Below are 11,684 nucleotides of genomic sequence, written 5' to 3' on the forward strand. Positions count from 1 at the left end.
CCGCTTGTCCAAAAAGACTTCACTTTCCATATACCCCGAGCGTTGCATCATTTGGAATACTTTTTTTGAATTTCCACTATAAATTTAAGGTGTTTTTTAACATAGGGAATCTGCGAATACGGTTCCGGCACCGGGCGGGCAAGCGCTTTTTTGCATACGGCGAGACACTCGTTTCTGCCGCCGAGATTGTCGTAGCTCGATGCCATGATCTGGTATCCTGAAAGTAAATCGGACCAGTTTACCGGAATCCGGTTTTCAGAACTCGCGACCAGTTTTTTGGCCCAGCCGATGGCGTCGGGCCACAGGTGTTTCCATAAGGCAATCCGCGCCTTGAGCCGGAGAAAAATGGTGTTTGAGGGCAGCTCTGCGAGTACCGTGGACGCTACCGAGTCGGCGACGTCGTACTGGTTCCTTTCGAGCAGCATCCAGCACAGCGAGTTTTTTGCGACGTAGGAATACGGGAAAGCGGCCTTCGTTGACAGCCACACCTGATCGAGCCCCTCTTTTCTCCGGTCGCCGAAAAAAGGAAGCCATTTGAGGTGCTGGCTGATGTAATAATTAAAAATTCCTAGACCCAGGTACGCAGGATAGAAATCCGGGTCGCTTTTTATGACCCGTTTGAAAACGCCCAGCGAGTTCATTCCGTACCGGACCGCCGAAGGCCAGTTTCCGACCTTTGCCTGGATGATGCTTATGCCGCCCTGTAGGTTGCCGACATAAAAAAGGCACGACAGTGAATCGCGCCCTGTCTTGCCGGGCAGGTCTTTATTCAAGGTCTGGATCGCGGCGCACGCTTTTTTAAAAAAAGAATCGACCTCAAGGTTATAGGATTCGTAATCGAGTATCCTGGTTTGTATCGAAGCGACAACGAGGTAAGACGCATCGGCGTTGTCAGGATCCATGGAAAGAAGAAGATTTGAAAAATATTCGGATTTGTCGTAGCGCTGGTGAACCAGGTAGAATTTTGCGGAATCTAGGAAGTTTGCCGATGAGTCCTGCTGGCAAGAAGCGCTCAAATAAAAAATATAGAGCGGATAAAAAACAATGGGAAAGCGCTTCATGCAAAATCCAAGAATTTTAAACCGACAAATTATGAAAAAAAAACAAAAAACACTTTTAAAAGCGCGAAAAAGCATTTACCTTTTAAATATACAACCGAATCATCGCTTGGGGTGTTTTCTGATGTAAAATCATGGCATGATTGATAAAAAAATGGCAATCATTAATAATTATTTTTTTTTTGCAGTTACAGAACTATATTTATTACATACTAATTTTCGTGATGGTACTTCTATCAAATTTTCATGTTGTTGAAATAGCTGGCAAAGTGCCATTAAACCGATAAAATACGGGAATCATCCTTTGACCCCCACACTTAAATGAAAAGGAACTCCCCTATGGGAATGAAAGACTCGTCGTCACATCGGATCAAAGCAGCAATTTTTCTTCTTTCCACCATCTCTTGTGTTTTTTCCGTGTTTGCAGACGGATTGCCCGGCGAATACCTCATTACGCAGCGTTGGCGCGACCTGTTTTCTCGTTATTCGCCCTCCACCAATCCCGCTTTCATAACCGAAGCAAATTACATTGACCTTCGCGCATGCCAGGGATTTGTGTTGGACGGATGGTCTCAGCTTACGGAACTCGGCGCTACTTTTCCCGTGGGATTGTACGAATCGTGGGGTGTTTCCTACTTCACCGAAGGCGCGGGCGATATTTCGGCAAACGGATGGGACCAGGTGAACGGCGTCGTGGTTGATTCGGGAAAGGTCTCAAACCGGAACAATCTGCTCATGGCCACCTACGCCAACAATATCTGGGGCGGGCTCAGCATCGGCGTGAACCTGGGACTTTCGATGAACACGAACTTCGCGCATACCATGGCCGACTGGCTTTATAACCTGAGCGGCGACGTGGGGCTCACCTACCGGCTCGCGATGCACCCGGTGTACGGCGAGCATATCATCGGCATTTCGTTCCAAAACATTTTAGAACCGATCCTCGATAATTTACATTTGCCATCTAACATGAGCGTTGCGAGTTATACAAACAATATCAAATTCTCATGGCTTGCGTATTTTCTTGAGAAACAGATCGAGGCAGGGCTTGACATAAGCACGAAAAATCTTTACGAGGCCCTCGCTAACGGTTCACCACCGAAATTAATTAACGGTACCGATACGGTGACGAGTAAAAACGTTATCGAATACGACTACAACTTCCGCTTGGGCGGCTGGCTCATGCGCATGCTCAACGTTTATTTCCTCATGGGAAACATCCGGCAGTCCAACGAATATTACGGGTTCGCCATAGGCGTCAACTTTCCACACTTTAACGAGGGAAGGGACCTGCAGTTCCTGTACCAGTTCATCGGCATGACCCAGGAGGACCAGGTGTCAACCCATTCGGTGTATATCCGCGGCGATGTCGGAATGCACCGAGAAGAAATGTACGCCCGGCGCATGGCGCGCGCGCTCGACCTCGCTCCCAACGAGCTGTACAACAGGGCCTGCAAGCTGTATTACGAAGGCAAATACTGGGACGCCTTTTTCCTGTTCAGCCAGATACTGGTCCAGTTCCCCAACTTCTTCAAAAACGACTGGGTGCAGTACTACCGCGGTGCGTGTCTGGAGAAGCTTGACATGAGGGAGCTCTCGGCGCAGAATTACCGCGACGCGAAAAAGGACTACCCCAAGAGCTCGATCATCCCCTATGCGGACCTCGGGCTCATGCGTATCGCTTACCGCGACAACAACACCGCCGGCGTGAGCGAGCAGTTCTCATTGCTCAATTCTAACGCGGTCCCGGACTCGCTTAAATATCACGCGTATTATCTCATGGCCGAACAGGACATGCGGGACAAGAACTATCAGCCCGGCATTCAGCTCTTCACGGCCATCCCCGAAACGCACCCCGAGTATCCGTTTGCCCAGCACTCGGCAGCGGTTTCGTATGTCCTCACTTACAACATGGAAGACGCGCTCAACGCGCTCGGCAACGCCATCGAGGCAAAGGCGCAGACCAACGAACAGCATGAAATCGTCAATCGTTCGTACCTGTTTCTCGGCTACATGTTTTACGAACAACTGGCGCTTTCCAAGGCGATCACCGCATTGCGCATGGTCCCTAAGCAGAGCTATTATTATGAGGATGCGCTCCTGGGAATGTGCTGGACCGCACTCCGCGCCCGGCAGTGGAACGACTGTATCACCAACGGCCAGGCGCTCCAGAAGCTGTCGGCCAAGCCGTCGCTCCAGTGCGAGGGCAGCCTCATCGAGGCATACGCACACCTGATGCAGAAGAATTACGACGCCGCTCTCTCGGTGCTTTCGGCGGCGTCACAGAAGGCGGCTGCGCTCAAGGCGCCGCCGGCCGACACGCTCGAAGCCGAGCAGGTGAAATACCGCGTGAACCGAAAGACCTACGAGGTGCTCGCGTTCGACGTGAACAAGCTTTCGCTCGAGCTTCCCTCCTCCACCGTCCTGCACCAGACCGACAGTCTGCGCAAGGTCCAGACCGAGGACAAGGACAAACTTGACAAATTCGAGGTCTTTGCCGACGAGTTCTACCGATCCACTTTCTTCTCGCGCAACATCGCCGATATCAAGAACGACATCGACTACGCGCTCGCCATAGTGCAGAAAATATCGCACCAGACCGACAAGACCGATACGCAGCAGAAGATGGAGGAGAAGCAAAAGGAACTCGACCAGGAAATCCAGAAACTCAAACAGCAGATGGAGAATGGTCCCGAAAAGAAGAAATAAAGTATCCGACTAAAGCGTGAGCGGCCTGCCGGGTGGTTTCCCCGCGGGCCGCTTCTTTTTAAAAGTTATTTGCCCAGCTTTTCCTTAGCTGCCTTTGCCTCGGGAGAATCAGGGCAGGTGGAGATGAGTTTCTGCCAGACCAGCTTTCTTTTTTCCAGCGCCTTTTTTATCTCAAAAACGAGGCCGAGCTTGTACAGCGAGGCGCACACCTTTTTCCCGTCGCGGTATTTCCTGAGGTAGTCGGTGTAGAGCTGCTCCGCCTTTTCGTACTCCTTCTTGCCGAAGAAACATTCGGCATACCAGTATGCCGCTTCGTCGGCGGTCGGTGATTCCGGGTACTGGTTCACGAGGTCGAGAAAGCCGTTGGCCGCTAGGTCGAAGCGTCCCGCATTGAAATCGCCGCAGGCAATCTGGTACAGTTTGTCAACCTGCGTCTTCTTCTGCGTCGCGTCGGCGGAATCGGCCGCTGCCTTTGCCTTCCACTGTTCCTGCATCTCCTGCGTCTTCTTGTCGATCATCGAAAGCTTGTATTTGCTTTCCGAAAGGCTGCCCTCGAGCGACGAGACCTTCTGGCCGAGCTCCTCGAAGCGCACCTGCATGTCGGCACGGATGAGCCGCAGCAGCTCGTTCTGGTTCTTCTGCTCCTTCTGGAGAAGGGTGTCGCGCGACGCCATTTCGGTCCTGAGTGAATCAACGCGCGCCTCTACTTCCTTTAGCTCCTGGATGCGCAGCAGGGTGATGGAGGAGCATCCGGAAAAAAGCGAAAGGAACATGCCGGACAAGATAATGATAATTTTGGAGGTCTTCGCCATAAAGTCCTTCCCACGTGGAATAGTGGACACATCGCTGATATATAAAATTATGATTGCGGAAACGATGAAGCAAATGCAAAAATGCCGCGGGGATTAAAAATTCGACCAGTCCGGCATCTTTGCGGTTCCCGTGCTGGTGAGCCGGATCAGGCGCGTGCCGTCTGATTTTGCCGCGTACAAGTCGGATTTAGGTCCGCGTTTGCTCGAAAAAACAATGTGCATTCCGTCAGCCGCCCAGGCAGGGTATTCGTTTTCGCCGGGGCAGCTGGTGACTTGGAAGACGCCCGAGCCGTCGGTTTTCGCGGTCCAGATTTCGAACTTGCCGTTTGTCAAACACTGGTAGGCGATCCTGTCCCCCTTCGGCGACCAGGCAGGCGAGTCCTGGTATCCGCCCTCGAACGTGAGCTGGTGCACGCTGGAGCCGTCCGCGTCCATGATGAAAATCCGCGGCCCTCCCACCCGGTCGGACGTAAATGCGATCTGATACCCGTTGGGCGACCAGCACGGCGAGGTGTTGATCGCCTTGGTTTTGGTGAGCCGTTTAACGTCAGTCCCGTCGAGGTCGCAGGTGTAAATCTCCATGGTGCCGTCGCGGGAGGAGGTGAAAACCACTTTTCCGGTGATGGGAGAATACGCCGGCGAGGACTCGACGAAACGGTTGTTCATGAGCGCCCCGCCCTTCCCGCCGAAGGTCGCCTTGTAGATGCTCGGGTGGCCGCGGATGAACGAGGTCCATAAAAACATGGTTGAATCGACGAACACCGGGAAAATGTTGACCGTTGCCGCCGCTATGAGCTGGTGCATGTTTTCGCCGTCCCAGTCCATGATCATGATGTCCTTTTCCCTAGCGCCTTCGTCCTTGACAAACAGCATCCTGCTTTCGAAAATGCCTTTGTCGCCGAACAGCGTGGAAACGAGCATGTCGGCAAAGCGGTGCGCCATCATGCCCGTCTGGCCCATTTCGCCTTCGTATTTTTTCTCCAGCAGGGCATCCGAGGTTTTCGCATCGCGCAGCGTGAACTCCACGCGCACGTATTTGCCGAACACCTCGTATTCGCCGTCGATGTACAGCGGCACGTTGCTCTTCGCAAGCTCGGCGGGATCTGCCTTGAGGACGCGCAACACGTTTACCCGTCCGGAAAATTCAAGGTCGGCGGCGAGCACCTTCCACGGTTCGTTTTTTGTGACAGCGGTTTCGCCTGAATTTTTTAAAGGAAGGAGGGCGATGGAGATGGAATCGAGGTTGGAGGCATAGGATTCAAGGGTGATGCGCTCGGCGAGCGGAGCGTTTATGCCTAAGATGACAGCAAAGGATATCAGAACAAGGGTGCGCATCATCGCTGATACCTCCAATCGTCTTGCGGGTTATTGCTTGACGCAGTGTAAAATATATTTGAGATCAAGCCTGTTTCCGGACCAGCCGGGCGGAAGCTTGCCGAACGGCGCCGCCATCGTGACGGCCCTTACCGCCAGGTTGTCGAGCGTGGATATCCCCGACGACTCTTTCACCACAACCGGTGAAATATCTCCGCCGGGAAAAATGGTGAAAAACACCGTGACTGCAGCGTCTTTTTTTTGCGTTATGCCGCTTGGAGGTTTCCAATTTTCCTCGACTTTCGAAATAACGCTGTTGATATACCACGCATATTTGAATGACTGACCTGCAGTGATTTCCGAAACGCTGGCGGGGATTGCGTCGAGCAGTTCCTCCAGCTGGTCTGTATTCTCCTTTGTATTTTCTTCCTTCTTGGACGCTTGTTTCGACTTTTTCTTCGCCGGTATTGGATTGGCCGTCTTTGGCTTTTTGACCGCCTGCGCAATTTTCTGCTGGATCGCGGTCTTGGGCATGCTCACCAGGGTGAATGTTTTAGGACGCTCATATTTTTCGGAGTGGTAAAACAGCGTGGCAAGCAGCGGTATTCCGATCAAAATCACGGCATGAAAAATCGCGGAGATGACAACCACGGGCGCGAATGAATCTTCATCCGCCTTGCTGCTTACGCGCGGCAAAACGGCAGCCGCAGACGCGACCATCAGGAGCCACCAGCTTCCTCTTTGGCCGGCAGCGTGAGAAACCCGAGCTTGACCACGCCGGCATTCTGCACATCGGCGATGACGCGGATCACCAGGCCGTAGGGCACCTTCTTGTCCGCGTTGATGAACACCGGCGTCTTCACGCGTCCGGCGAACACCTCCTTGAAGCGCTTCTTGAAGTCGCCGAGGTTGATGCGCTCCTGGTCAATGAATATTTCGCTGCGGCTGTTGATGGAAATTTGAATGAAGTCGTTGACTTCCACGTTTTCGGCGTCGGCCTTGGGGAGGTCGACCTGAACGCCCTGGGTCATCATGGGCGCGGTGATCATGAAGATGATGAGCAGCGTGAAAACGACATCGACGAGGTTCGTGATGTTGAGGTCCGCTATCGCTTTTCTTCTTTTGCCCGATTTCATTGCGGCGCTCTTTCCTTCAGGCGGCCGGCTTTCCCGGATGTTTGTCGCGGTACAGCACGCTTAGAATATCCCTTTTCAAATGGGAAAACATGAGGTTCTTGTATTCGGAAAGCTCGTTTTCCACCCTGTCAACCTGGTGGACGAAGTAGTTGTAGAACAGCACGGCAGGGATCGCGACCCCGAGGCCCACGAGCGTGACCACAAGCGCCTCGGCGATGCCGGGCGCCACCACGGGCAGGCTCGCCGAGCCCTGGTTTCCGATCTCGTAAAAAGAGTCCATGATCCCCCACACCGTTCCGAGCAGCCCGAGAAACGGGCACACGCTGCTGGAAATCGCCAGCAGGATGAGGCCCGTGTCAAGCTTCCTCGAGATTTCGGAAAAAAGCGTGTCGATGCGTTCGAGCGCAATCGCAAACTGGTTCTGCAAAAAGAAAGACCAGTCGCTGACCCCGCTGTGCGATTTGGAATCGTCGATGATGCGCCGGAACTCGCCCGCGCCCTTTGCGCCGAGCTGTCCCATGGGCGATTTGAGGAGCTGTGCGTCCGCTTTTTCGACATCGGTCAATGCCGTCATAGCCAGATATTTTTTAAAAAAAAGCCTGCTTCGCTTTGACACCCGTCCGAGGTAATAGAACCTGTTGAAAATCACGGCCCAGGTGACTATGGAAAAAATCCCGAGCAATACCAGGATCGAGCGCGCCACCCAGCCTGACCTGAGTATCATGTCAACAATGGGAATGTTCATGCAGTATCCTTTCAAGGGCGCCGGAAAGAGTTTTCCGGCATGATGTACTCATCATAAAATATAATTTTTAAAAAATATTGAGAGGACAAGAATTGCTGATATCGCCGATTTAGTCTCCTTTGTCTGCGGCTCGAATCCATGTCTTCATATCGTCGATCGCGCGATGGCACAATTGCATTTGGCGTTCTTTTTTTGGCAGTTTGCGCGAAGTATCGGAAAGCGCTGGCAGCAGGCCGAAGTGAAAACTTGAGGGAGAAAATGGTTTTAATTTCGAACCGGTCACATAATGCAACAGCGAACCGAGGGCGGTTGTTTCAGGAGGATTGTTGACATGGTTCTCCCGGATCCTTCCCAGAACGAATTTTGCGGCGGCATGTCCGGTCGCGATGCTTTCAACATACCCTTCATTGCCGCACAATTGGCCGGCGCAAAAAAGCGACGGCATTGATTTAAAGGAAAGGTCGGGCGCCAGAAGCGAAGGTGAATCGAGGTAGGTATTGCGGTGACATGAACCGAACCGCAGGAATTCGGCATTCTCGAGACCGGGGATCATCCTGAAAACCCGCTTCTGTTCCGCCTGGGTGAGCCTGGTCTGGCACGCGACAAGGCTGAAACTGCTTCCCGCCGCGTCTTCGCGACGCAACTGGCACAGCGCAAACGGCCGTTTTCCGGTGGACGGATCGGAAAACCCCACGGGTTTGAGCGGTCCATAGGCCATTGCAAGCGGGCCGCGACGTGCAATGATATCGAGGGGAAGGCACGCTTCGAAAAAACGCTCCTCCTCGCCCGCATGCGGAGAAACGGTTTGTGCAGATTTCAGCGCCCCGTGAAACCGTTCATATTCTTCCCGTGTAAACGGGCAATTGCAGTAATCGTCCCGATCCAGCCGCCAGCGCGAGCCGAAAAACGCTTTTTTAAAATCAATCGATTCCCTGCTGACAATCGGCGCGATGGCGTCGTAAAAATATAATGAGTCGGCCGGAAATGTTTTTTGCAGCCATTCAGCCATCGGCAATGAAGTAAGAGGACCTGTTGCCAGTATAACGGCATCGTGACCCGCGGGAGGCTCGCGGGCTTCGGCGGTCTGCAAGGAAATGCCGGGTGATGCTTTCAATTCTTTCATCACTTCTTCGGAAAACGCTTTTCTGTCAACGGCCAGGGCTTTCCCCGCAGGTAGTGACGTTTTTTTCGCGCTGGAAAGCAGCGGGCTGCCAAGCAGCGCGAGCTCTTCCTTGAGCAGCGCCAGCGCGGCGGGAAGTTCTTGGGATTTAAACGAGTTTGAGCATACCAGTTCCGCAGGGAGTGCGGTGGCATGCGCCGCAGTAGTTTTAGCGGGACGCATTTCGTAAAGGGTGACGGCAATGCCGCGGCGTACGAGCACAAGCGCCGCTTCGCATCCGGCAAGGCCGGCGCCGATAATGCCGATTGATGGCATTGAAAGCTTCCTTAAAAAAATAGCCACAGATACACAGAGAGCACAGAGAAAGTTAAAATATAGTTGGAAGTTGAAGGTTGAAAGTTGAAAGCAAGAACACAAAACGCCTTCAACTTTCAAGTCCCAACTTAAACTACATGTTTTCTCTGTGTCCTCTGTGTCTCTGTGGCAACTCTTTTTTACCCTTCCACCTGCGCGGGTTCCCCCGTTGCGCCGGGAACGGGGAATTCCGCCCTGCAATTCGGACACCGGTGATAAACGCCTTTACGCTTTGTGTCTTTATAAACAAGAATGCCGAAACCGCATTGCGGGCATTTCTGCGCAACGGGCCTGTCCCAGGTGGCGAAATTGCATTTTGGATAGTTGCTGCACCCGAAGAAAAGACGCTGCCGCTTCGTTTTCCGCTCGATGATCTGGCCGCCGCATCCCTCGCGCGGGCAGGTGACGCCGGTGGATATCGATTTGGTGTTTCTGCACTCGGGATAGCGCGAGCAGCCGAGAAACCGGTTCCCGTTGATGTTGAGCACCACCATGGGAGAGCCGCACTTGTCGCATAGTTCGGAGGACTTGACCGGCGCCGGTTTCTCGAGCGGCTCGGTGTAACGGCACGCGGGAAATCCCTGGCAGGCGAGAAAACGCCCGTTCCTGCTCCACTTAATGACAAGCGGGAATTTCTTGCATTCGGGGCAGGTGCGCCCGGTCACGGTCTGGTTGGCCGCCTTGAGGTCGCGGATGTTCGATTTGACGCCCTCGAGCCGCTTGGAAAACGGCCCGTAGAAGTCCTTGAGAACCGAAACCCACTCGGCCTCGCCAAGCTCTATTTTGTCAAGAGAATTCTCCATGGTCGCGGTGAAGCCGACGTCGAACACGTTTGAAAATTGCTTGACGAGAATGTCCTTCACCATGAACCCCACCTCGGTGGGCGCGAACCGCTTGTTTTCGACATTGACGTACTTCCGGCGCTTGAGCGTGTCGATGATCTGCGCGTAAGTGCTCGGCCTGCCGATGCCCTTGTCCTCGAGTTCCCGCACGAGCGTTGCCTCGGAATAGCGCGGCGACGGCTGTGTAAAATGCTGTTTATCAAGGAGCTTCAGGAGGCCTATCGTATCGTTTGCCTTCACCTCGGGAAGGTTATCGTTCACGTCCTCGCCGTTTTCCTGCGTTTCCTCGGCGCTTTCGTCGTACAGCGTGAGGAAACCGTCGAATTTCAGTATCGACCCTGTCGCCCGGAACACGCACCCGCCGGCCGTGATATCGATCCTCGTTGAATCAAACAGAGCATTCTCCATCTGCGACGCAAGAAACCGCTTCCAAACGAGGTCGTACAGCCGGTGCTGGTCCTTGCTTAAAAACTGCCTCATCTTATCAGGGGAAAAATCCATTGACACCTGCGATGGCCTGATGGCTTCGTGCGCATCTTGGGCGTTCTTGTTTTTCGCATAGGTGCGCGGGCCCTCGGGCAGGTATTTGGCGCCGAACTGCGAACCGATAAGGGAACGCGCACTTACAATGGCTTCCTGGGCAATGCGGGTCGAATCGGTGCGCATGTAGGTGATGAGCCCCATACTGCCGAGCGAACCCAGTTCGAGACCTTCATACAATTGCTGCGCGATGATCATGGTTTTTGTTGCCGAATAGTTGAGTTTTCGCGCCGCCTCCTGCTGGAGCGTGCTGGTAATGAATGGCGCATAGGGCTTTCTCATTTTTTCAACGCGTTGCACGTCGTTCACCACAAACGGCTTGTCCTGCACCCGATCCATGATTGTTTTTACGGAAGCCTCGTTGGGAAGAACGGGTTTTGCACCGTCGACGGCGGCGAGCTTCGCCCAGAACCCGGTGCCTGAATGTTCAAGTTGCGCGTGTAAAGACCAGAATTCTTCCTTTACGAATTTTTTTATTTCTTCTTCACGCTCACAGATGAGGCGCAGCGCCACCGACTGCACGCGCCCCGCCGAAAGGCCGCGGAACACCGTTCGCCACAGAATCGGCGACACCTGATATCCCACGATGCGGTCGAGTATCCGGCGCGCCTGCTGCGCGTTGACCTTGTTCATGTCTATTTCACCCGGCTTTTCAATGGCCGAAAGCACGGCGGGCTTTGTTATTTCGTTGAAGAGCACGCGCTTCACGTTCGCATTCGATTTTGCGATGTACTGTGCGACATGCCAGGCGATTGCCTCCCCTTCGCGGTCCGGGTCGGGCGCCAGATATACGACGTCGGAGTGCGCCGCGTCGTCCTTGAGGGTTTTCAGGATGCGGTTCTTTCCCTTGGCAACGGTGTATTTGGGCTTGAAATCGTTCGCTATATCAACGCCGAATTCCTTTCCCGGCAGGTCGATGATATGACCCATGGTCGCCCGAACGGAATAATTCTTGCCGAGGTACTTGGAAATGGTTTTGCATTTTGCAGGAGACTCAACAATAACCAGATGCTTGGGCATACTTTAACGTGTTCCTTTATTTGTAAATGTTGCT

General features: G+C 53.4%; 9 protein-coding genes. 1 reads left to right on the forward strand and 8 read right to left on the reverse strand.

Annotated features, from left to right (window positions below; all coding sequences use genetic code 11):
• Nucleotides 1-47 precede the first annotated feature (47 nt).
• Nucleotides 48-1,061 (reverse strand): hypothetical protein, encoded by a 1,014-nt coding sequence (locus VLX68_00340; GenBank protein ID HUI90669.1) that lies wholly within the window; start codon nt 1,059-1,061, stop codon nt 48-50.
• 336 nt (nt 1,062-1,397) lie between these two features.
• Between VLX68_00340 and VLX68_00345 the strand changes: the two genes are divergently transcribed.
• Entirely contained in the window at nt 1,398-3,767 is a 2,370-nt protein-coding gene (locus VLX68_00345; protein HUI90670.1) for a hypothetical protein, read from the forward strand.
• 65 nt (nt 3,768-3,832) lie between these two features.
• On the opposite strand, the gene VLX68_00350 is transcribed toward VLX68_00345, so the two are convergent.
• From VLX68_00350 to topA, 7 genes are all read right to left on the reverse strand, one after another.
• Complete coding sequence (locus tag VLX68_00350; GenBank protein HUI90671.1) at nt 3,833-4,579, reverse strand: tetratricopeptide repeat protein; 747 nt, start codon at nt 4,577-4,579, stop codon at nt 3,833-3,835.
• A 93-nt stretch (nt 4,580-4,672) separates the two neighbouring features.
• Nucleotides 4,673-5,917, reverse strand: coding sequence for a hypothetical protein (locus VLX68_00355; GenBank protein ID HUI90672.1), 1,245 nt, complete (start codon nt 5,915-5,917; stop codon nt 4,673-4,675).
• Nucleotides 5,918-5,944: 27 nt separating this feature from the next.
• On the reverse strand, nt 5,945-6,613 hold the full coding sequence (locus tag VLX68_00360) for an energy transducer TonB (protein HUI90673.1): 669 nt from the start codon (nt 6,611-6,613) through the stop codon (nt 5,945-5,947).
• A complete protein-coding gene (locus tag VLX68_00365) occupies nt 6,613-7,029 on the reverse strand; it encodes a biopolymer transporter ExbD (protein ID HUI90674.1) in 417 nt (138 codons plus the stop codon). The genes VLX68_00360 and VLX68_00365 overlap by 1 nt, the downstream gene beginning before the upstream one ends.
• A gap of 16 nt (nt 7,030-7,045) precedes the next feature.
• Complete coding sequence (locus VLX68_00370; GenBank protein ID HUI90675.1) at nt 7,046-7,774, reverse strand: MotA/TolQ/ExbB proton channel family protein; 729 nt, start codon at nt 7,772-7,774, stop codon at nt 7,046-7,048.
• Between the two features lie 109 nt (nt 7,775-7,883).
• The gene (gene trmFO / locus VLX68_00375; GenBank protein ID HUI90676.1) at nt 7,884-9,209 is read right to left on the reverse strand and encodes a methylenetetrahydrofolate--tRNA-(uracil(54)-C(5))-methyltransferase (FADH(2)-oxidizing) TrmFO; all 1,326 of its coding nucleotides are present in this window, start codon (nt 9,207-9,209) and stop codon (nt 7,884-7,886) included.
• Between the two features lie 179 nt (nt 9,210-9,388).
• Nucleotides 9,389-11,650: a type I DNA topoisomerase gene (gene topA / locus VLX68_00380; GenBank protein HUI90677.1), complete on the reverse strand. Its 2,262-nt coding sequence runs from the start codon at nt 11,648-11,650 to the stop codon at nt 9,389-9,391.
• Nucleotides 11,651-11,684 lie beyond the last annotated feature (34 nt).

It is taken from the genome of Chitinivibrionales bacterium (assembly GCA_035516255.1).
GTDB lineage: Bacteria > Fibrobacterota > Chitinivibrionia > Chitinivibrionales > FEN-1185 > FEN-1185.

Excerpts from the sequence above, each read along its gene's own strand:
- VLX68_00340 (HUI90669.1), bottom strand. The coding sequence starts at position 1,061 with ATGAAGCGCTTTCCCATTGTTTTTTATCCGCTCTATATTTTTTATTTG.
- VLX68_00345 (HUI90670.1), top strand. The coding sequence starts at position 1,398 with ATGGGAATGAAAGACTCGTCGTCACATCGGATCAAAGCAGCAATTTTT.
- VLX68_00350 (HUI90671.1), bottom strand. The coding sequence starts at position 4,579 with ATGGCGAAGACCTCCAAAATTATCATTATCTTGTCCGGCATGTTCCTT.
- VLX68_00355 (HUI90672.1), bottom strand. The coding sequence starts at position 5,917 with ATGATGCGCACCCTTGTTCTGATATCCTTTGCTGTCATCTTAGGCATA.
- VLX68_00360 (HUI90673.1), bottom strand. The coding sequence starts at position 6,613 with ATGGTCGCGTCTGCGGCTGCCGTTTTGCCGCGCGTAAGCAGCAAGGCG.
- VLX68_00365 (HUI90674.1), bottom strand. The coding sequence starts at position 7,029 with ATGAAATCGGGCAAAAGAAGAAAAGCGATAGCGGACCTCAACATCACG.
- VLX68_00370 (HUI90675.1), bottom strand. The coding sequence starts at position 7,774 with ATGAACATTCCCATTGTTGACATGATACTCAGGTCAGGCTGGGTGGCG.
- trmFO (HUI90676.1), bottom strand. The coding sequence starts at position 9,209 with ATGCCATCAATCGGCATTATCGGCGCCGGCCTTGCCGGATGCGAAGCG.
- topA (HUI90677.1), bottom strand. The coding sequence starts at position 11,650 with ATGCCCAAGCATCTGGTTATTGTTGAGTCTCCTGCAAAATGCAAAACC.